This window comes from Candidatus Electrothrix sp. (assembly GCF_052785085.1).
In genome coordinates this window covers 1-22,212 of sequence record NZ_JALAAI010000064.1, presented here as the reverse complement: position 1 = coordinate 22,212, position 22,212 = coordinate 1, and the positions used below count along the sequence as shown (strand labels likewise).

At 47.8% G+C, this 22,212-nt stretch carries 18 protein-coding genes and 1 pseudogene; 15 read left to right on the top strand and 4 right to left on the bottom strand.

Features of this window, described 5'->3' with window-relative positions:
* The first annotated feature begins 195 nt into the window (after positions 1–195).
* The 5 genes from L2082_RS11365 (at position 196) to L2082_RS11345 (ending at position 5,642) form a co-directional block, all read left to right on the top strand.
* Positions 196–1,113 carry a respiratory chain complex I subunit 1 family protein gene (locus L2082_RS11365; protein ID WP_446010904.1) on the top strand — a complete coding sequence of 306 codons (918 nt, stop codon included), beginning with the start codon at positions 196–198 and terminating at the stop codon, positions 1,111–1,113.
* The gene (locus L2082_RS11360; RefSeq protein WP_446010903.1) at positions 1,110–1,811 is read left to right on the top strand and encodes an NADH-quinone oxidoreductase subunit K; all 702 of its coding nucleotides are present in this window, start codon (positions 1,110–1,112) and stop codon (positions 1,809–1,811) included. The genes L2082_RS11365 and L2082_RS11360 overlap by 4 nt, the downstream gene beginning before the upstream one ends.
* 76 nt (positions 1,812–1,887) lie before the next feature.
* A complete protein-coding gene (locus tag L2082_RS11355) occupies positions 1,888–3,315 on the top strand; it encodes a proton-conducting transporter transmembrane domain-containing protein (RefSeq protein WP_446010902.1) in 1,428 nt (475 codons plus the stop codon).
* Positions 3,308–4,822: a hydrogenase large subunit gene (locus L2082_RS11350; protein WP_446011756.1), complete on the top strand. Its 1,515-nt coding sequence runs from the start codon at positions 3,308–3,310 to the stop codon at positions 4,820–4,822. Before L2082_RS11355 ends, L2082_RS11350 begins: the two co-directional genes overlap by 8 nt.
* 76 nt (positions 4,823–4,898) lie before the next feature.
* Positions 4,899–5,642 (top strand): NADH-quinone oxidoreductase subunit B family protein, encoded by a 744-nt coding sequence (locus L2082_RS11345; protein WP_446010684.1) that lies wholly within the window; start codon positions 4,899–4,901, stop codon positions 5,640–5,642.
* Positions 5,643–5,646: 4 nt separating this feature from the next.
* Here the strand turns inward: L2082_RS11345 and L2082_RS11340 are convergent, their stop codons facing one another.
* From L2082_RS11340 to L2082_RS11330, 3 genes are read right to left on the bottom strand one after another with little or no spacing between them, the layout of a single operon-like run.
* On the bottom strand, positions 5,647–5,862 hold the full coding sequence (locus L2082_RS11340) for a PIG-L family deacetylase (protein WP_446010685.1): 216 nt from the start codon (positions 5,860–5,862) through the stop codon (positions 5,647–5,649).
* A gap of 34 nt (positions 5,863–5,896) precedes the next feature.
* On the bottom strand, positions 5,897–6,208 hold the full coding sequence (locus L2082_RS11335; RefSeq protein WP_446010686.1) for a type II toxin-antitoxin system RelE/ParE family toxin: 312 nt from the start codon (positions 6,206–6,208) through the stop codon (positions 5,897–5,899).
* Positions 6,205–6,486, bottom strand: a complete 282-nt coding sequence (locus tag L2082_RS11330) for a type II toxin-antitoxin system Phd/YefM family antitoxin (protein WP_446010687.1) — start codon at positions 6,484–6,486, stop codon at positions 6,205–6,207. The genes L2082_RS11335 and L2082_RS11330 overlap by 4 nt, the downstream gene beginning before the upstream one ends.
* Positions 6,487–6,799: 313 nt before the next feature.
* Between L2082_RS11330 and L2082_RS11325 the strand changes: the two genes are divergently transcribed.
* The 10 genes and pseudogenes from L2082_RS11325 to L2082_RS11280 all read left to right on the top strand — a co-directional run bounded on the left by L2082_RS11325 (position 6,800) and on the right by L2082_RS11280 (position 21,288).
* Positions 6,800–10,678, top strand: coding sequence for a PIN domain-containing protein (locus L2082_RS11325; protein ID WP_446011755.1), 3,879 nt, complete (start codon positions 6,800–6,802; stop codon positions 10,676–10,678).
* 60 nt (positions 10,679–10,738) lie between these two features.
* Positions 10,739–10,849: pseudogene (locus L2082_RS11320) on the top strand (hypothetical protein); the annotation flags it as partial.
* 242 nt (positions 10,850–11,091) lie between these two features.
* Positions 11,092–12,390 (top strand): M18 family aminopeptidase, encoded by a 1,299-nt coding sequence (locus L2082_RS11315; protein WP_446010010.1) that lies wholly within the window; start codon positions 11,092–11,094, stop codon positions 12,388–12,390.
* 16 nt (positions 12,391–12,406) lie between these two features.
* Positions 12,407–12,799 (top strand): S-adenosylmethionine decarboxylase, encoded by a 393-nt coding sequence (gene speD, locus L2082_RS11310; protein ID WP_446010011.1) that lies wholly within the window; start codon positions 12,407–12,409, stop codon positions 12,797–12,799.
* 494 nt (positions 12,800–13,293) lie between these two features.
* Positions 13,294–16,293: a COR domain-containing protein gene (locus L2082_RS11305; RefSeq protein WP_446010012.1), complete on the top strand. Its 3,000-nt coding sequence runs from the start codon at positions 13,294–13,296 to the stop codon at positions 16,291–16,293.
* A gap of 16 nt (positions 16,294–16,309) precedes the next feature.
* Positions 16,310–17,062, top strand: coding sequence for a hypothetical protein (locus tag L2082_RS11300; protein WP_446010013.1), 753 nt, complete (start codon positions 16,310–16,312; stop codon positions 17,060–17,062).
* Between the two features lie 144 nt (positions 17,063–17,206).
* The gene (locus L2082_RS11295; protein WP_446011754.1) at positions 17,207–18,286 is read left to right on the top strand and encodes a hypothetical protein; all 1,080 of its coding nucleotides are present in this window, start codon (positions 17,207–17,209) and stop codon (positions 18,284–18,286) included.
* Positions 18,287–18,294: 8 nt separating this feature from the next.
* Positions 18,295–19,305, top strand: coding sequence for a GNAT family N-acetyltransferase (locus tag L2082_RS11290; protein ID WP_446010946.1), 1,011 nt, complete (start codon positions 18,295–18,297; stop codon positions 19,303–19,305).
* A complete protein-coding gene (locus L2082_RS11285) occupies positions 19,292–20,629 on the top strand; it encodes a B12-binding domain-containing radical SAM protein (RefSeq protein ID WP_446010945.1) in 1,338 nt (445 codons plus the stop codon). Before L2082_RS11290 ends, L2082_RS11285 begins: the two co-directional genes overlap by 14 nt.
* A complete protein-coding gene (locus L2082_RS11280) occupies positions 20,626–21,288 on the top strand; it encodes a class I SAM-dependent DNA methyltransferase (protein WP_446010944.1) in 663 nt (220 codons plus the stop codon). The genes L2082_RS11285 and L2082_RS11280 overlap by 4 nt, the downstream gene beginning before the upstream one ends.
* 186 nt (positions 21,289–21,474) lie before the next feature.
* On the opposite strand, the gene L2082_RS11275 is transcribed toward L2082_RS11280, so the two are convergent.
* The coding region (locus L2082_RS11275) for an Rpn family recombination-promoting nuclease/putative transposase (RefSeq protein ID WP_446011753.1) at positions 21,475–22,212 on the bottom strand (738 nt) is incomplete at its 5' end.

Sequence of the window (22,212 nt, the reverse complement as noted above, 5' to 3'; positions counted from 1 at the left end):
TTATCTATTTTTCGCAACTCTTCTCTGGATAGGTGCATGCGAACTCAGAACGTGGATAGATCTCGTAAAAAACGTTGTGACCCTTAAACTATCGTGATCTTCTTTTTTTGTCCAATCTTTTTTTGTGTGGAATGAGGGGGGGGTGAACGGTTACCCGCGCAGAAATACGAATATTTGAGGTAATTGAGGTCATCAATGGATTCTGTACTTTCCTTCTTTTGCGCCCTGCTGATCGCGCCCCTGTTCCCGGCAGTGATCCAAAAGGTCAAGGCATGGTTTGGCGGCAAACAAGGACCGCCCCTGTTTATTAACTACTATACCCTGCACAAGCTTATGCGAAAAAGCTCTGTGTACAGTACCAGCACCAGTTTTATCTTTCAGCTCGGGCCGATTATCTCTGCTGCTTCCGGCCTGATGCTGCTCCTCTTTTTCCCTTTTGCCGGAATCCAACCTTTGTTTTCTTTTCACGGCGATGTGATTATCCTGCTTTACCTGATGGGGCTGGGTCGTTTCTTTACCATTCTGGCAGCCTTGGACACGGCCTCGCCCTTTGAGGGCATGGGAGCAGCCAGGGAAGCCTTTTTTTCCAGTCTTGCTGAACCCACATTGTTTACTATCCTGTTTCTCTTTTTCAAGATCAGTGGCAGCCTCAGCTTTGCTGGTTTTTTTGTCGGCCAAAGTTCTGTTTCATTAAGCGGTGGCTATGGTGCAGCTGTGTTGATTGCTGCTGTGGCCCTGTACATTGTCATGCTGACTGAAAACTCCAGAGTGCCGGTGGATGATCCTGCCACCCATCTGGAGCTGACCATGATTCATGAAGTCATGATCCTGGATCATAGTGGCCCGGATCTGGCCCTGATTGAGACAGGAGCCTGGTGCAAGCTCCTTTTTTATTGTTCCTTTCTTGCCTCATTGCTCTGGATTCCCGGATTTGACAGCTGGCTGGTCAACACCACCCTGTTCTACGGAGTGGTCGCCCTTATCTCTGTTTCTATCGGCGTTGTTGAGTCCATCACAGCTCGATATAAAATGAACCTGGTGCCTAATTTTATCCTGAACTCCTTTGCCCTGGTGTTCTTTGTCATTATTTTCACGATGGAATTTGCCCAATGACACAAATAACCAGTATTCTGCTTGCTCTGACCCTCTTATCTGTGCTGCTTTCACTGGGGTCAAACCGTTTGGTCTCTCTGGTCAAGATTATGACCTTTCAGGGGATCATTGTTTCTTTAATTCCCCTGACACTGCTTATTCAGGAGCATCACGGGAAAATCGGGGCTGGCAATCTCCTGATCTTTCAGGCCATGGTGATCATCAAGGGTGCTCTGATCCCCTGGTTTCTCTTTATGGCTTTGAAAAAAGTTAAGATGCGCAGAGAGATTGAGCCGATTATCGGTTACCATGCCTCCACCTTTGCCGGCCTGCTTTTTATTTTGATATCTGCCCTTATTGCTCACCGCTTTCAGATCAACCTGCATGATAAAGAGGTGCTCTTACTCATCACAGCCATGTCCACCCTGGCAGCTGGCCTCTTTCTCATTATGAGTCGCAAAAAAGCCATTACCCAGGTCATTGGTTACCTGATGATGGAAAACGGAATCTATCTCATGGGCAGTGCCCTGGCCAAGCAGACCCATACCCAGTATGTGGTGGAATTTGGTGTTCTGCTGGATATCCTGGTCGCTATCATGATTATGGGGGTTGTGCTCCATAATATCAACTCCACCTATGACGGTGTGGATACCGATGAACTGGACAGCCTCCATGATCTGGACAGCAATCGCTCGCTCTTTCACCGTCTCAAAGGTTGATCGGTTGAGCAGAATTTTCTGTTGATCAGAATCTGTAAGGGCACACCTTTGAAAAAAAGTTACAAGGAACGACACAATGTTGGAACTCACCATTCTCATACCCTTACTGGCTGGCGGCCTGATCATGTTCGTCCCGGTTCAGTTAGGACGAAAAATCATGATCGCCACCGGGTTGATTCATCTCCTGCTCAGTATTGCAACGATTATCAATGGAACAGGCCCCTGTATGTCCCGGTATTTTACAGCCACGCCCGAGGGACTGCTCATCCTGCTGGTCACCTCGTTTATCTTTTTCTTTATCAGCATCTATGCAGTCTCGTATTTGCAAGAAACTGAAATCTCCAGTGAACCCATTTACCTGGGCTGCACCATGCTCTTTCTCTCCAGCATGTCTATGGTTGCCCTGGCTGATCATCTGGTGGTGCTGTGGATCGCTATAGAGGCCACCACCCTGATGAGTGCTCCGCTCATCTTTCTCCATCGCTCCAGAACTGCCCTTGAAGCAACCTGGAAATACGTTATGATCTGCTCTGTTGGAATTGCCCTTGCCCTGCTGGGCTGTTTTCTCATTGTCCTGTCAATGGACCTGGGCGGAGTTGATGTACCCATCACCTTTAGCTCACTGGGACAGGTTGCAGAGCAGCTGGACCCAACCTGGCTCAAGGCAGGTTTCATCTTTTTGATTATCGGCTACGGTACCAAGATGGGACTGGCTCCCATGCATACCTGGTTGCCGGATGCGCATAGTGAGGCCCCCAGCCCGGCATCAGCCCTGCTTTCCGGGGCCTTGCTCAACTGTGCCTTTCTTGGTGTCTATCGCGGCCACCAACTGCTCCATCAGGCTGGTCTTGGGGATTTTTCCGGCAATATCCTGATGAGTTTCGGCCTGCTCTCCATGATCATTGCAGCGATTTTTATCTTTGATCAAACCGGTTATAAACGAATGCTGGCCTATTCCAGTATTGAAAACATGGGCATTATCGCCTTTGGTGTAGGGGTTGGCGGTCTTGCAACCTATGGAGCAATGCTCCACCTTATCCATCATTCGTTGATTAAATCCTCCCTGTTTTTATCAGCAGGTAATATTCTGCTGGGATATGGCAGTAAACTCATTGAGAAAACAGGTAATATGGCCAAGCTCTTTCCAAAGACCTTTACCGCCTTTTTTGCTGGTTTTGCCGGGATATCCGGTTTTCCTCCTTTTGGTATCTTTATCAGCGAGGTCTTGATTATTATGGGTGCCTTTCAACAGGGTCGGACTTTGCCAGCTCTCATCTTTATCCTGGCCTTGATTTTTATCTTTGCCGGGGCCTCCAGATTGGTGATGAAAATGAGCTTTGGCAAATTTACCGATGACATCCTTGTTGAGGAAAAATTGATTCGGGTCTTGCCTTCCTATGCCTTACTTCTCACCTCATTTGTCCTTTGTCTCTGGTTGCCTGACAGCCTGTATGAAACCATTCTTTCAGCAATAGCCACAGTAGGAGGCAGCATCAATGGATAAGCTTCTGCATATACAAAACGGTGAGCGGGTCAATCGTTCAGCTCTTCCTCATCTTTCCTTGAATGAATTCCGCAAAGAACTGCTTGATTTCACCGAAGCCGGAGGGCAGGTGGTACAGTTCTTTGCCTATCAAGAGAGTAAAGACAGCGACTCCCTCAAGTTGCTTGCCGTGCTCCGCAATGACAATCTCTATGTTACCGGTTGTGATGCCCCGGACAGCTTTGATTCCCTCACAGCAGTCACGGAAAAATTTCACATGTTTGAGCGGGAAATTGGCGAACAGTACGGCATCAAGGCCAAAGGCCATCCCTGGTGGAAGATGGTGCGCTATCACCAGAACTGCACAGGTAAGGCTGATGCCTTTGGCAATAATTACCGTGAAGATATTCCAGGGAATTACCCCTACTTTACGGTGGAAGGCAAAGGTGTGCATGAGGTGGCTGTAGGCCCGGTCCATGCTGGCATTATCGAACCCGGCCATTTCCGTTTCCAATGCTTTGGCGAGCGGGTCTTTCACCTGGAAATCCAGCTGGGCTACCAGCATCGCGGGGTGGAGCATCTGCTGCAAACTGTCCCCATGAAGCGTTTGCCCATTCTTGGTGAAACCATTGCCGGAGACACCAGTATTGGCCACGGCCTCTGCATGGCCCAGGGCATTGAGGCCCTGGCTGATCTTGAGGTCGATGAAGGAAGCAAAATCGTGCGCACCATAGCTTTAGAGCTGGAGCGTGTTGCCAACCATATAGGCGATCTTGGTGCCCTTAGCCTGGATGTTGCCTTTGGACCACCAGCAGCCTATTTTGGTCGGATCAGAGGGGAGTACCTGAACCTCAGCCAGATCCTTGGGGGCAACCGTTTTGGCCGGGGCCTGGTTCGTCCTGGTGGAGTGACCAAGATCATGGGGGAAGAGCAACGAAAACTCATTCAGGAAAAAATGGATGAACTCACCCCGGAAGTCGAACATGTGAACGACCTGATCTTTTCCACGCCCAGCGTTCGTACCCGTTTTGATCATACAGGTACGGTGAGCCAGGAAAACGCTGAACAGCTTGGCATGGTAGGGTATGCAGGCAGGGCCTGTGGACTGCCTTATGATGCCAGGGTCAGTTTTCCCACAGAATGTTATGCTGATCTGCCTGCCAATACCAACAACAAAACCCAAGGAGATGTGGGGTCCAGAGCCGCAGTTCGCCGGGAAGAAATCATGCATTCCTTTGACCTGATCCATACCCTGCTGGCCCGAAGCACAGAGGCGAATAAATATACGCCCCAGGATATCCAGCTGGCTCCAGACTCCTTTGTGGTCACGGTGAACGAGGCCTGGCGTGGTGAGGCCTCCCATTGTATTCTCACGGACGAACAAGGGGATATTCTCCGCTATAAAGTCAAAGACCCTTCCTTTCACAACTGGACTGGGCTGGCTCTGGCGCTCCGTGATCAGGGAATTTCAGACTTTCCGCTGTGCAATAAGAGTTTTAATCTCTCCTACTGCGGCTTTGACCTGTAGGAGATTTCCAAAGACAATAACCTCACGCTTTGATACGTAGGGGCACGGCACGCCGTGCCCTTACAAAGGTATTTTTATGTTAAAAATCATTAAAAACAGATTTGAGCAAGGGCATCGCACCACCAAATACCCTGAAGAACCGATCAACCTGTACAAACGGTTTCGGGGGCGGCCCATGATTGATATGAACTGCGATGTTGATGTGGTCCGGCAATGCGCTGAAGCCTGCCCGCAGGAGGCCATTGATGAAGCAACCTGTCAAATTGATCTGGGCAAATGCGTGTTCTGCGGTCTCTGCGAGACCGTCTCAGAGGGCAAGTTTGCCAAATTTACACCCAGCTTTGAGATGGGCACTGCGGCCCGTAACGAACTGCTCACCCACGGCAGTCTGCCTGCCCTGGCCCAGCACTCTAAGCAGCATTTTAAAAAGCTCTTTGGTCGTTCGCTCCAGCTGCGCCAGATTTCCGCTGGTGGATGCAACGCCTGCGAGGCAGACACCAATGTGTTAAACACGCCCTTTTTCGACCTGTCCCGCTTTGGTATCCAGTTCGTGGCCTCACCCCGCCATGCTGACGGAATCCATGTTACTGGGCCGGTTTCCAAAAATATGCGTCAGGCCGTGTTAACCACCTGGGAGGCGGTTCCCGAGCCCAAGGTCGTGATCGCCTCTGGTGCCTGCGCCATTTCAGGTGGCCCTTTTTACGGCAGCAAGGATATTATTGGTGATCTGAACAGCCTGCTTCCAGTGGATCTGTACATTCCCGGCTGCCCGCCCCATCCCTTGACTACCTTGCATGCTTTGTTGCAGTTTTTTAAATAATTCTTTATTGGTAACTGCCTCTATACCTTACCATTGTAACGTACTTATGCACTGCCTGTGCCAGCTTGGACAGAGCCGCGTTCGGCAGGTCAGGCGCACCGGCAAAGACAGTGATGACTGCAACCGGTTCCTGCTGCTTTGCCTGCATGTGGATGGAACCGCCGCAAGACAGGGCTGCGTCGTCGTAATGCGGGGAAAGGTAGATGTGTTTGTATCTCATGCTGTTTGAAATTCATTATCAAGAAAAACTGAGATCAATGCAACTTATCTGATGGTGACAACTCCTCAACAGGCAATATCTGTTTTCCATGCCGTATGGTGAGGATGGAAATGCTCTTCTTCTCAATCCGATAGATAATACGATAGTTACCCAAAATAATTTCTCGGAAATCCTCCTGAGTAATCTCCGGCACGATCCTCCCGATCTTTGGTGAAGATTTCAGCAGCTCTACTTCCGCAAAGACTGTACCTATCCAGTTCTGAGCCGCTGTCGGATTATCTGAAAAAATATATTGTGCGATTTCAGCTGCTCTATCAATCGCTAAAGGAGACCAGATAATTTTCATTTGGATATTCTCTGTACTATCAAATCCTGTGCATCCTCATGGGAGACACCTTCACCATTATTAATCTGACTGACAGATATCTGAATATCCTGGAGCAATTCCAGCTTCTCCTGCATGGCTTCAAATTCTCCCACGTCAAGCAGCACAGCCGCTCCCTTACCATGTTGTGTAATAACCAGAGGCCGTTTTGTCTCCTGAACTTGTTTAAAAAATGAAGCAATTCCTGTTCTGAATTCCGACATGGGCCGGATATCCTGATCTACTCGTAATCGTTGCATAGTGCCGTCCTTTGCGCTTTATTATGTACGTTATACTTAACATTATAACGTACATTATTCGATGCAGCAAACATCCTTTTTCTCCCCCTAACCTTTCGCAATCAACAAGCAACCTTACTCGCCCTCGTCGGATACATTGACACCATAGGAAATAATGGATATTTTGGTGCTCACCCTCCTTTTTATGCATAGCAATATTCATGATGAACATACGGGAAATTTATGTTCTGGTAACAACCAGCATCCCTAGATAAATAGCATTATTCAACCTGTTTTCTCTTAAAATTTTCTAATGACTTTATCAAGCACATCTTTGCCAAAACCCAAAAACTGGCAGGATTTTGAAAGCCACACCCGTGTTCTGTTTAAATGTATACTAAGCGACCCTACCACCCAGCAAAATGGCAGGTCAGGCCAACCACAGGCAGGTGTCGATGTTTATGGTTACAGAAACAGAGATGTTAAGCAACTCGTTGGGGTTCAATGCAAAAAAAAACAAGAAGATAATGTTTCCGAAAAGGAACTCCGGGAAGAGGTGGAAAAAGCAAAAACGTTCGAGCCAAAACTTGCTGAATTCATTCTAATTACAACAGCTCCTCGTGATCAGAAAATTCAAACAGAGGCACGGATTATAACGAAGGAGTTGGCAGAAACTACCCATTCCTTTCCAGTATCAGTTTGGGGATGGGAAGACATTGAAGAACATGCAGCAGAACACAAAGAAGCATGGAACGCTTTTGATCCCACCTGGAACCCATTCGCTGAGTCAAACTCGAAAAAAATAACTGAATTATCTTCCTCTGTGGAGGAGATAAAGCGAATGCTTATTCTCCAGAGGGGTGAAAAAACGCTGCCCTCCATTCCCTCCGAAAGAACGTTAAATGAAACTGATGAAAATACGCCTCGTCATGGACAAATAACTCTTCTGCAAAAACTCATAGACGATAATAAGGTGGCTATAGCCCTTGACGAACTTATACAGCTCAAAAAAAATGAATGGGCCGATGCTTCATCCTCTGAACGTTACAGAATTTTAGTCGGTATCGCTTCCGCAAAACGAAAACTAGGCGAATATGAAGAAACTGGGAATCTTCTTTTAGATGCTTACAACGAATGTCCTCAGCACAAAAAAGCACGAACAAATAAAGCCTATGGATTACTGCTCACAAAACGCTACAAGGACGCTGCTGCTCTTGCATTAAAAATTTTAAAAGATGACTGTAGCAACACAAGTGCAGCAAGTATCCTCATTTCTTCTTTAACCGAAGATAGCACCTGTCATGACCCTCTCACGCTATTACCTGAACAACTGCTGAGTACCGAAGAGGTACAAATTGCGCATGTACATTTTCTACGGAATAGAAACGACTCATCCTGGAGGGATACAGCAAACGCAGCATTAGAGAAATACCCCGACTCTCAATTCCTGAAGTTATTCAAGGCAGAAGCCATCCTTGATGAGCTTGTTAACTCTGGTTCTAATATCATTGTAGGAGGGGTACAGGGAAATGTTACGTTGCAGGATAAAGACTGGGCTGTTGATATTCTTTACGCTGAAGCCAAGCAAGCTGTAGATAATAATTTAGCATTACCTCCGCAGATTGCGAATAATGCTGCGCTGGCACTTAGATTTTCAGGCGAGCTGTCAAAGGCAAAAGAACTCCTTGATTACGCAATACAACAAAATCCGTCAGAGGAGTATCTGAAACTCCAGCGGGCAATAATCGCCTTTTCAGAGAATGAGCCAAAAGAAGTTTTGTCTCTGCTTTCGGAATGTTCAACAGACCCTGAAGCAATAGTGATTTGTGCTAAAGTGTTAGAAGATGAAGGACAGCATTCTGAAGCGTTAAATATAATTGAAGCTATTGACGAAAAAAGATTACCGGATAGTGCTGTAATTGAACTACTTAATGTCCGCATTCATGCATATATAGGGCAAGGAGAAAAAGAACTCGCAATAAACATAATCAATCAACAACTTACTGAAAAACCAAAGAGCTTATTTCTGAAAGCCTTGCAGATTAATACCTATCGTTTCATCGGTGATATTGAGCGAGCAAATACTGCTCTTGAAGAAGCCCTTGCATTAGTTGATGAACAGACAGATTTATCTCCACGGTTCTGTTTAAGTTTTGAAGCAAAACAATTAGGTGAATATAACATTGTTGTTGATTTACTGAAAGATCATATTGATACCAACCGGGAAAGTGAGGGACTTCACTTCTTGATCACCTCCGCTATAAATTCAAATAGATTAGTTATAGCCCGTGAACTGTTGGACAGCATACCTGAATCTCTTCATGAAAAAGATTGGTTTTTAAAAGCCGATGCATTTCTTTCATTAAATACCGGCGACACCTCCGCTGATCAAAAAGTTGCACGTTATCTCAAAATATTCCCGAACGACATCCAGATGATCCTTGCCAGGTTAAGCATTTGGCAGGGACTTGGACGCGATAACGATATACGACGCTTGCTGGGTCGTCTTGACTTAGACTCCTTGCGCGGCACTCCGGAACAACGTATTCAACTTGCTTCAATCATCATCCATTACGACGATGCAGAGAGAGGATTAACCTACGGTTATTCCATATTGATGAACAATTGGGATAAGCCAAAAGCACACCTTGCCTATCAAGGCTTGATGCTTTTCAACAGTGATATCATCGCAAGGGCAATGTTGGAAGCAACTTCTGTTGCCGAGAATACGGCAATTTGTCTTTCGAGTGAAGGACAGGAACGAATATATCGGATTGAAACCAACAAGTATACATTCTTCCAGGACGAGCGGCTAACTCCTACAGATGACCTTGCCTTACTTTTGATGGGGAAAAAGGCAGGAGAAAAAATTGAGCTACAGGAACGAATCGGTTCCAAGCCAACTGAAATAAAATGGATTAAGCCCATATATCTTGACGCATGTCATCGCTCAATGGATCAATTTAATGATCGTTTCCCCCGTGAGTATGATCTGCAAAAATTCACATTTGATTTCAGTTCATCCGATCCCTTCGAAGAAATGCGGGCTATCGTGAAGGCACGGGCAGAATATGATCAGAAAATTTTAGATATATATCAAACGAGCACTATTCCCCTTGCATTCATAGCTGAATATACTGGAAAAGACCCAATAGATTCTTGTGCAGGACTTTCAGAATTTGGCATACCTTTTCGTACATGTCGAGGAAACTGGCTTGAACGAAATATTGCATTTCAAACTATACAACAAAATAAGCAAGGAGGCTGCGTTCTTGATGCCATAACTTTGTCATTAGTACGACGTTTGGGCATTGAGCAAGCTGTTGAAGCTGTATGCGGGCCTATCAGCACGACACAATCAATCATTGACCTCTTTTCACTTCGGAATGCTGAATTCAATCAGGTTTCTGGAAAACAAAAAGGTTTTCTCTCTTGGCAAGAAAACAGATTAGTTCTCACAGAATTTTCTGATGAAGATATTGAAAGAGCAGCAGCTGATCGTGCAAAAGAAATCGAATGGGCGAGAAAGATACGGACAATCCCAGCTCTACCTAAAAAAGATTTCAATCATGAAATAAGAAAGATAATTGATATGTTTGGCAAAGATGTCTGTGATCCTGTCATTGCTGCCGACGGAAACAACCTTTTACTTCTCTCTGAGGATTATGGCCTTAGAGCCTGGGGCGCAACCACCTTTAACATTTCCTGCGTATGGTTGCAGCCAGTACTGATAATCGCAAAAGAAAAAGGGCTGTTACCTTCAGATAATTACTACGAAGCTGTCAACAAACTGGCGTTGAGCGGACACAATTATATCGCCCTTGAAGCAGGTTGTCTGATGTATCAGGCCCGCAAAGATAATTTTGAAATAACAAGAGAAGTGTCAACGTTGCTTAAAATGATTGGCGGGCCTTCGGCTGATATTTTTTCAAACAGTACCGTTCTCAGCATCTTTCTTGATGCAGTAATTGATAAATGTACAGATGACAGAAAAGTGAAACGGATTATGGGGGAAGCGTTTAAATGCTTTTCTTCAGGTCGTCAGGAAGAGCCAAGCAGTCTCATCGGGTTAATCTATCGAAAAATGAAACATAATGACTTGTTTGTATCTGAAATTTTCTTGGGATGGCTTACTGGAATTTCTATCGGAATGCCGTACCACAAAAAGCTGTCGGAATCATACAATGACTTGTTGGAACGACGAACCATTTGAAAAGCCAACACTCTGATTTTCTTGTGAACTAACTATGTCTCAAAAAAATTCCACTTCTCCATAGACCGGGGCGGCACCTTTACCGATGTCTATGCCGAGGTGCCGGGCGAACCGGGCTTCCACACCATCAAGCTGCTCTCTGAAGACCCGGCCAATTACCCGGATGCTCCCCTCATCATAATGATCGTAATCTCTTTTGTACACGCTCCTTCATAGTACGGTCCTGATGGTCAGTGTCAGGAAAATTAGCTGCCTTCCCGGCCTAATCTCCATGAACATAACAAGCGACTCCGCTCCGAGAAAATTGACGGCCAGAAAAAAACATGCTAAGCAGAGATGCAAGAAAAAAAATGCACCCTGTCAGCAGCATGCAGGAAAACCCCATCAAACCTCCCAAACAATCTTTCTATTCAATGATAGCAGAAAAACAATACGCCCCGGAACTGGCTGACTTTATCACAGCCTCGCCCACAGCCTTTCATGCTGTTGCCTCTGCAAGAGATCTCCTGCAAAAAAACGGCTTTCAGCAGCTTGATGAACGAGAAGCCTGGCAAGAGCTGCCCACAGGCAAATATTTTGTCCTGCGCAACGAGTCCAGCCTGATTGCCTTTATCTGGCAGGAGGGCGCACAGTCCATTGAAATGGTGGGTGCCCATACCGACAGCCCAGGCCTCAAAGTCAAGCCCAACCCGGTTCTCCATAACCAGAACTGCTTTCAACTCGGGGTCGAGATCTACGGCGGTGCCCTGCTCAGGCCCTGGTTTGACCGGGAACTCTCTCTTGCTGGCCGGGTTCTCTGGCACGAAACCGGATCAACGGAGCTTCATTCCAGCCTCCTTGATTTCAAGCGATCCATTGCCATTATCCCCAATCTGGCCATTCACCTGAACAGCGAGGCCAATAACCAGCAGGAAGTCAACCGGCAAAAGGACATGGTGACCTTACTTGCCCTGATTGATGAGAAAGCGGATTTTCATGCAATCCTGACTGAGCAGCTGGGTCGTCAGTACTCCCTGCCCGAAGATATCACTATCAGTGATCATGAACTCTATTTTTACGATGCTGCTCCCCCTGCCCTGATAGGCCTGGAAAGGCAATTTATCAGCGGGGCCCGGCTGGACAATCAAATATCCTGCTTTGCAGCGCTTCAGGCCCTGTTAACTGCTGATGCCAAGGAAACAACACAAAACTGCATGATCATCCTCAATGATCACGAAGAGGTGGGCAGTAGCTCCCTTGCCGGTGCCCAAGGTTCCTTTCTCCGTGATATTCTGGAACGCCTCCTGCCTGAGCCTGGACAACGACAGGCCATGCTCCGCAACTCCCTGCTCATCTCCGCAGATAATGCCCATGCCCTGCACCCCAATTTCACGGAAAAACATGAGCCCCAGCACCAGCCCCTGATGAATAAGGGACCGGTCATCAAGGTCAATGCCAATCAGCGCTATGCCAGCAATGCCGAAACAGCGGCCCGTTTTCGCCAACTCTGTCAGCAGGCAGATGTTCCTGTTCAGGAATTTGTGGTGCGCAACGATATGGGCTGCGGCTCCACCATTGGCCCACTGACTGCTGCAAAGATCGGAGTTGAGACCGTGGATGTGGGAGTGCCCTCCCTGGCCATGCATTCCATCCGTGAAACAGCCGCCTGCACCGATTGCTGGTATCTCTACAAAGTGCTCCAGACCTTTTTCAGCCCGGCCCAAAGCGAGTAAGACCAGAGAGAAGGACATGGCATTTACAGAACACGAAAAACAACGAGCCTTTGGTTTTCATCTCATGCTGGACTGCTACCAATGCAGCCCTGAGCATCTGGATGATATTGATGCCTGCTACAGATTTCTTGATGAGTTAGTGGAAATCGTTGGGGCAAACAAGCAGACCCAACCCTATGTTTTCAGGACTCCTAATGACTTTGCTGGTAAGGAAGGGTTGTCTGGCTGGGTGCCCCTGGTGGAATCAGGGATTTCTCTCCACACCCTGACAGTAAGTAATTTCATCAGTCTGGATGTCTACTCGTGTAAGGAATTCAGTATTGAGTATATCAAAGGGTTTACCCGGCAGTTTTTTCAGCCCGCTGAGATTGAAGAGCGGTTTCTGTTGCGTGGCCTGAAATATTATTGAGCCGGGCACAAAAAACTGGCTCCCCCTCACTCATAGATACGCCTGTTTATCAAGAGCATTTCAACGCCTGAACGGAGTATTTATACGTTGCACAGAAGTATTCAGATGTTTGAACAGAGCAAACAAACATATGTTGACAGCTTTTATATGTTTGAACAGAGCATTCACTCGTTTGTCAGGAGTATTTATATGTCTGAACGAAGCATTCATACGTTTGAACAGAGCGTTTACTCGTTTGTTTGGAGTGTTCACAGGTTTGTCAGGAGCATTTACATGTTTGAATGGAGCGTTTATACGTTGCGCAAGAGCATTGCAACGTGTGTTGAGAGCTTTCATACGTTTGCATGGAGCATTCAGATGTGTAAAAGCTGTTGTGGGATGAGTGAAACAAGGCAATAGATGTTGAGCAACTTGGTCAGGATGATTCGCAGGTTGTTTTTGGGGTAGGGTTGGTGGAAGAGGCGGGTGTAAAGGAAAAGGGGAAGGTGGGCAGCATGGCGCGGGATGAAGCGTATTATGAGGCTACAAAAAAGATCGAAGTTGCGTGGAGGACAGGGAAGAAAAAGCTTGATCTTAGCAGTATGAGGCTTAACAAACTGCCAGCTGCGATTAAATTACTCCCCCAATTGCAATCACTCAACCTTTCCAATAATCGTTTAACGGTTCTTCCAGACTCTCTACCCCATCTTAAGCAGATAAGGTTACTTGATCTTTCCGATAATAAACTGAGAAAATTGCCAGAATGGATAAACGAATTCAACAAATTGCAAGTATTGAATCTCCAAAAAAATCAGTTGAAGGCTCTACCGGAACAACTAGGAGAGTTAAGACAGTTAAGGGTGTTTGATCTTGCCGATAACCGTTTGAATGTTTTACCAGAGTGGTTGATTAAACTCTCTGAACTACAAAAACTGAGTCTCCGAAGGAATCAACTGGACAAATTGCCACAATGGATAGGCTGTTTCAAAAACTTAAGGATATTATTTCTTGGTTTTAATAAATTGACAACAGTTCCGGAAACAATTGGAAAGCTCAACCAGTTACAACGACTTGATCTTTTCAATAATCAAATTAATGAGCTGCCTTCGTCTATAGCTCAACTTGAGCAGTTGGAGATAATCTGGCTTGATAACAATCCACTTAACTCTGAACTCGCAATCTCCTACGCTCAAGGCCTTGATGCCCTCAAAGCCTACCTCTGCGCCAAAGACGCTGCTCCGATCACCCTCAACGAAGCTAAACTCATCCTCATCGGTGAAGGCGAGGTGGGTAAAACCTGTCTGCTGGATGCCTTGCTCGATAATCCCTGGCAGAAGCACGACACCACCCACGGCATAGAGATCAAACCCGTACAAGTTACCGAGCAAAAGAGCAGCAAAGAGATAGCACTTAATGCCTGGGACTTCGGTGGTCAACGGGTCTACCGCCCGACCCACCAGCTCTTTTTCAGTGCCCCGGCAGTCTATCTGGTGGTCTGGAAACCCCGTGAAGGCTGGAAACAAAACTTTGTCAAAGAATGGATTCAGCTCATCAAGCACCGGGAGCCTGAGGCGAAGATTCTGGTGATCGCCACTCATGGCGGACCGCAGCAGCGTCAGCCTGACATCGACCGTCAGGAGCTTCGAGATCTGTTCGGTAAGGACACCGTGCTGGATTTTCTCACGGTGGAGAGCAAACCGGACAACGACGGCAAACGCCGGGGTATTGAGGATCTCAAACAGGCCATTGCCGAGGTCGCTGTCACCCTCCCGGAAATGGGCCGCACCGTGCCCAAGAGTTTTCAGGAAGTTCGGCAGGCTCTGAAGGACATCGGCAAACCCTTCCTGCCCCTGGAGCAAGTGCTCACCGTTTGCAGTGACCGCAACATGGACGACGAGGTGGCCCGCCTCTTTCTCACCATCTCCCATTGCCTCGGTCATCTCATCTATTACGAGCACGACCCGATCCTGCGGGACATGGTGGTCCTGAAACCGGATTGGCTGGCCACGGCCATCAGCTTTGTCCTGGATGATGAGGAGACGCGGCGAAACCACGGCTTGGTGCGCTTCTCCCACCTCAGTGCGTTATGGAATGATCCGACCCGCCCAGAGGAAATGCAATACCCGGAAGCGTTGCACCGAATTTTTCTTCGCCTGATGGAACGTTTTGATCTCTCCTATCGGGTGGCGGAACCCTTTGCGGAAAATGAGACCGATCCCTTGAGCCTGATCGCCCAGTTAGTGGACGACACCCGACCGGAAGATGCGTTAGCGCAGCAATGGCCGGGGCAAGCGGCAGCAGGTGATATTCAGCAGAAACAAATCTGTTGCATCGTGGATGAAAAAGGTCAGTCCGCTGATGCCACAGGACTCTTTTATCAACTCATCGTCCGCCTCCATAAATACTCTCTGGGCCGCAACGACCATCGGCACAGCATCCACTGGCAGCGAGGTCTCCTTCTTGATGACAGCTATAACGGTCGCGCCCTGCTGGAGCATAAGGGCAATGATGTCCATATCACGGTCCGTGCCCCGTATCCTGAACGCTTTCTTGCCATGCTCACTGGCGAGGTCAGGTACTTGGTGGAGAGCTTCTGGGAAGGATTACGCTGCAATGTCATGGTGCCCTGTGTGGAACCCTGCGGCAGGAATGCACCCGGAACCGGGCTCTTCAATGTGGAAAAGCTCATTGCCAGCAAACGGAAAAAACGTCCAGAATACCCCTGTCCGGTCTGCAATGAATGGCAGGACATCGACACCCTGTTGCGGAATGCCCCTGCTGTTTCCCCTATTGCCGATGCACAGCTCCTGACCAATGCGCTGCTGGAAAGACTCTTTGCAGAGATGCGTGACCAACGGCATCTCCTGCTTGAGGGGATCAACAATCTTGACGCAGACCAGAAAAAACTCTTCAGTCAGGTGGATGCCTGCTTCAACGATCTGTTCCAGACCTTCACGGATGAGGCCAAGGAAGGGCCGCGCCTGTTCAGCCTTGTACCAGTTGATCCCGGTTTTCTTGACAAGCCCAAATGGACCAGCCAAAAGTTCCGCCTGATTCTCTGGTGCGAACATTCCCGCCTGCCCCTGTTTGTCTTTGACGAGAAAAAGAAACAGGGCATCTATGAGTTGGATTTTCTCCGTGAGTGGGTCGTCAGTGCCGCTCCTTTTCTTAAAACCTTGACCACTACTTTGAGCCTTATCCTGCCGGCAGCATTTTCCGGCGTCAAGTTAGCATTGGATGATCCGACCTACAAGGCGATTGACGAACAGCTTCGTTTCGGTAAAGATTGCTTTGATGCTACGTTGAAAGGCGGCAAGGATGTCGGAGGCTGGCTGGGGGAAGATGATTCAAGCGATTTACCGCAGGAATCCGCAATGCGGGCTGAAGGTGCGGTGCTACGACAACTGCATGTCTTGCTCAAAGAAAAAGACCCCGGCTTTGGCGGGCTGAAAAAGGTGCTGAACAAACGCCGGGAATTTCTGTGGGTGCATCCCCGGTTTGAGTCCGAGTATTGATGGAGAAAATCACACCATGAAAGTCGCTGCAATCATCCGCCATCCCTTATCCAACACAAAGGATGTTTTCTCCCTTGAAGGAGATTGTATCTGCTGCGGCGAACCAGCTGCTGACACCTGGACCTACCACAGAGACTACAAACTCGAACGATGGGTGGGCCGCAACCGAGGCAAGGCCGGAATAGTCACTGTAACAGAACGATTGAAGGACAAAGACGGAATGTACAAGAACGGTCATCTCCAATTTTCAGCCCCGCTCTGCGCAAAACATCTGCGCCAAACCCACAGGCTTCGTCATTTTGAATATATTGAGTTCTCACTTCTTGCTGGTTTTACACTGCTCTCCACAGCCCTATATATTGCAGCACTTATTTTTGACTGGCCTCTTCTCCAAGAATGGCAATTTCCCTCATATGCAAAATATCTCATTCTGCCCTTTGTGGTATTTTTCCTGTCCCTCTTCTCTGGAATAATCGGTATGACCGTAATAAACAAGTTTTTGAGAAGGCTTTCTTTTTTCCGTGATTACCCTCTAGAAACGAATAATTTTGGCATTTCCGGCCTGGGCTTTGATATCAACCAAGCCAATCAAAAAGAGCGCGGGATACGGGCGAAGTATGAACTGGTTCTCAGTTTTACCAGGGAGGAGGTTGCGGCGGAGTTTATAAGTAAGTATCCGCAAGCAATTCCGATAGAGTCAAAGCTTGATTATCTTGTTCGCAATATGCGATTGAATCGCGAAAACAAAAAATATACCGGAGATTTTTAAAGCTGAAGGCCAAGAGAAAAGTAACTTTTTAACCCGGCCCAGCATGAGCCCAGAACGTCTGCACAGAAAGTAAAAAATTGACGGCCTGTTCAAAACATGCTATGCAGGGGTGCAGGATCATAAAGTTAAACATTAGGATGTGTCATGCAGATAACCTGTAGCAACAACCTGCCTCCTGCTGAATACAGGGCAATTACAGCCCGCGTCTATGCGGACAATCCCTGTTTTCGTGATTCCCTGAGCAGTATCCTGACCATTATCAATAATCCCAAGGGGGCCTTTGCAAAGCGCACACAACAACAGGCCGTTATGGTTAAGGGTGATGACGGCAATCTCCTGGCCTCAGCCCTGCTTCTCCAGGCTGAAGGCTTACCTGATCAGGTCCAGCTCAGTTTTTTTGAGGCCCTGCCCAAGGCCCGGTCAGCTGTTCAGGCCCTGGTTGAGAAGGCCTCCTCTCTTGCCCGCCAATGGGGAGCAACAAGCCTGCTGGTGAGTATGAACGGTCATGTGAACTACGGGTTAGGGTTTCTTGCTGATAGCTTTGACGAAATGCCCTGCTTTGGTTCCGCCTATACCCCTCCCTATTATATAGACTATTTTCGAACCCTGGGCTTTAGTGAACAGCAACTTATCTCCTATCGCTACCCCATGTCCACCTTTGTTGCTCAGCAGGAAAAGAGACTCCTGGAACGTACCAAGCAACGCTTTAACTTCCGCAAGGCTGATTTTTCCCGCCTTCAACAAGAAATCAGTATCTACACCCGGCTCAATAATGAGTGTTTTGCTGACCACCCCCTCTATTTTCATCGTTATGATGATGAGGACTATGAACTTTTTCATCCCTTTCGCTGGTTCCTGAAAGAAGAAAACCTCCTCATAGCTGAGCACGGTGCGACCCCTGTGGGCTTCCTGCTCTGGTACCCTGATTTCAACGAACTTATTGGCCCAGGTCAGGAACTGGGCATCCAGGCCCTGCTCAAATATAAAATACTGCGTCGCCCTATCAAACGTTTTAAGATCGTGGAAATCGGGGTGCTCCCCAAATTTCAAGGAAGTTCAGTTATCCTTGGTCTTTTCCATGCCTGTTTTGAGTTGACCCGGCATCGTTTCCAGGAATGCGAGTCTGGCTGGATTTTTTCGGAAAATTCCAAATCAAGAAATATTTGTAAGCGATGGAACCCAGAACCTGGGCCAAGCTATTCAGTCTTCACCTTTGCTCTCTAATGAGTGGCATGAACGAATCAACTTTTGTAAAATTCTCCACAGCCCATGACCTGCCTCCATCCTGGGATGAGGGATGCCGAGATAACCCCTTTCTCTGCCGCACCCGGCTCAGAATTTTGGAGCAGGCCAATCCCTGTGGGCAACGCTATTATCTTCTGGAAAAAGAGAAGAGAGTTTCTCTTTTTCTCAGCTATCAGCACCGCCTGGATATTTTCACCTATGGAAAAGGCAGCCTGCGCCTTCCAGTGACCATTATCGGCCTGCCCTGTTCTGTTTCCTGGCCTGGCATGCACATTCAACAGCAGGATATCAAGCCCTTTCGTCAAACCCTGAAACAAATTCCAGGAGCCCTGCTCATCCTCAATGAAAAAGAGCCTGCCCTGCCCCTTGCACCGACCTGTGCCCAGGGACTCACCTTGCCCAACTGCGAGCTGGATATCCGAGGTCTTGATTTTTCGTCCTATCTGGGCAAAATGCGCAGTCATTATCGCTATAAACTCCGATCCTCAATGAAACGTTTTGAACAGGTTAAAACCACAGCACTGACCAACAATAAGGAGTTTGATAGCAGGCTCTACCGTCTTTATGAGCAGGTTTATGAGCGTTCAGACTTTAAGTTGGAAAAATTGCCCCTGAGTTTTTTCCAGGATTTTCCAGCCACCATCTCGTTTTTTTCCGCAGGAGATAAGCTGCTCGGCTTTACCCAAACCATGCTCAACAATCAGGGGAATCAAGAGCAGATCTTTCTCTTTGGAGGACTGGCATATGAACTGAATCAGCAATACCAAACCTATATCAATATGCTCCTTCATGTGGTCAGGAGCGGAATGGAGCTGGGAGCAGATCGGGTCAACCTCGGCCAGACTGCTGAGGACGTGAAAACCAGGCTGGGCTGCACCCTTCACCGCCGCTCTCTTTACGCCCGCCATGCTCATCCTCTATTCAACCTGCTTATCCGCAAAGGAATCAACCTACTCAGCTACACAGCTCCGCTGGCTGACCGGCATGTTTTCAAGTAGATCATCAAACGAACCGGCCCGCATCCTCCTTATCCGGCCTAAGTATCACACCGGCATGAGCCGTTTTGGATCTATCAGAACAGAACCGTTGGAGCTGGAGTATCTGGCCAGGGCAGTGCTTGACCAAGGCCATGAGTATCAAATCTGGGATGGACAGTTTGATGGCTCGTTGCGTCGGGCATGCAAAGAATATCAACCAGACCTGGTTGCCATTACCGGTTATTATCCAGCCCGTGACCAGATGCTGCTCGCTGCCCGGACCATCCGTTCGCTCCAACCAGAAGCGGTGATTATTATTGGCGGGGTTCATGCAGAACTAAATCAGGAAGATTTTCAGCAACCTGAAATTGACCTGATTGTTCATTCCGGCGGGGTCTTTACTTTTCAGGAAATCCTTGCCTGCAAACGAGCAAACTGGGCTAATCTTACTGGCATAAGCTGGCAGGATGAGCAAGGACAATGGCAGGAGAATTCCAAGGCCAGCTTTGATCCCCACAAACTCCCCCAACCAGACCGCAGTTATTTCCATGCCCATAAACAGCGTTTTTCCTGGCTCTATCACGGACCTGCCGCCCTGGTCAAAACCGGCTTTGGTTGCCCTTATAGTTGCTCTTTTTGCTATTGCCGCCTGCTCAATAATGGCGTCTATCAAGCACGAAAGATTGTGGAAGTTGTTGAGGAAATCAAAACAATTAATTGCTCGCTTATCTGGCTGATTGATGATACATTTCTTCTGGATAGCCAACGCCTGCGCTCTTTTGCTCCTGCATTACAAAAACAGGGTATACAAAAAAAATTCATCATCTACGCACGGGCAGATTTTATCTGCAAACACCCTGAAATTCTGCCCCTGCTCAAGGAAATCGGGGTTATTGAAGTGATTATCGGTTTAGAGGCTATTGACGATCACGGCCTTAAAGAGTTTAATAAGCAGGTCAACGCAGAACAGAACCAAGACTGCGTACGCCTGCTCCGCCAGCAGGGCATAGGCTGTGTGGGCTTATTTATCATGGATCAACAGGCAAGAGCTGTTGATTTTCGCAAACTGGATCAATGGATTACCAAGACTGGTCTGAACACCTATACCATCTCGGTCTTTTCTCCCTTTCCCGGCACAGAAGAGTATCCTGCCCTGGCAGACCAACTTCTGACCAAAGATTGCCGGAAATGGGATCTGCTCCACTTGGTGCTGCCGCCTCAGCATCTCAGCCGCCTGGGTTTTATGAGCAGAATCTGGTGGCTGCATGCAAAATTGCTCTGGCGAAACCAAACATTGCGCCAACATTTCTTGAGCACTGCATTAAAACTTGGAAGAACATCATGAAAAAACAAGAAATCTGGGATTTCTGGGCAAAATTCTATGACCGTCTCTGGCTCCAACGGGTTTCTCTTCAGCCCACACGGGCCTTGGTCTGTGAAAAAATCTTAGCGCTGAGGCACCTGCCTGCATTCTCTGACACTTCTGATAAGGGAGCCAAGGAGGTTTCTCAATTAAAAATACTGGACATGGGCTGCGGAACAGGCCAGTTATACGGGGATTTGATCCAGCAGCTGGGCAAGGAGCGGTTTTACTATCTTGGTGTTGATTCCTCTGGCGCTATGCTGGAGCAGGCTTTGCAAAAATTTCCCCAGGCAGACTTTTTCCAAAGTGATGTCATGGGTGTTATGCCTGATCAGGAATTCTTTGACCTGATCGTGTGCAGCCATTCTTTTCCCTATTTCCCTGATGGGAAAGCTGCTTTGGAAAGAATGGCTATGATGCTCAAACCAGGTGGTCAGCTCTTGCTTTCTCAGGCCTGCACAAATAATCGCTATGATGCTATTATCCTCAAACTGACCGAATTCACCACCTCAAAGGCTATCTATCGTTCTTCGCAAGAGATGACAGAACTGGCTGCCCCCCTGTTTCGCAAACTTCAATCCTTTCGGATTTCAGAGAAGTTTCTTGTCCCTTCATTATTGCTTTTCCAGTGGGTAAAATAAAAAAACATGATAAGCTGGGGCTTACTCAACGCACGCATTCCTTGTCTTATACTGTGTTTTATCCCGACGTATCTTCTTCGCTTGACCCTCCTGACAGTTACCTCAGCCAACCAGGGTTTCTCTGGCCAATGATGCTTAGGTAAAGTGCGCCATGCGTACCACCTGTCCTGATGCGGAAACCGCATCCTACGACTGCTCTGAAAAAACCTCCTCCAAACTGGAAGCTGTCAGTACCCGTTCCGACCAGGTTTCCAGCATTGCGGAAGAGGCCCGCCCCAGTCGTTCTTCGGCCCAGCCGGGCAGTTCGCCAAAACGTCTCCGCAACTGCCGGAGCAACAATCGGATTTCTCCTTCAAGCCGCCCTTCCTGCCGTCCCTGATCAAAATATTTTTTCAGAAATGATTTCATGGTGTCACCTCCTGGAACAGCCTGGTCAAGGGCTGTACGCAGTGTTTTTTCATCCACCTTGTCTGTACCTTCAGTGAGATAGTACAGCAAAGTAAACATGATTTCGCGACCGTTTTCATCAGTCAGCAGTGTCTTCGCCTGAACCAGCAGATCCGGCAGTCGTTCCACCAGGTCGGGGCGGAAAATGTATTTGAGCAGGAGCAGCAGAGTCCGGGCAGCAGTTTCACCGCTGATTTCCTGGTCATCGCTTCGGGCCACGTCGTGCAGCACAGGTGAGAACTCCGGCAGATGTTGCAACAAAACCTGATCCTGTATACTGAAGAGCGAGTGAAAATTCAGGGGATATGGCCAAGCCCGTCCACCGTGGTACAAAATCATCGGATACAGCAGCGGCAGCGTTTTGCTCTTCGGGTTTCCTGCGCAATACTGTTCCCAGATTCGCACCATATAGCGCAACAGCTGGAACAGCGTCATCCTGTCAGGGTAGCTCTTGTGCTCAATCAGCAGATAAAGCAG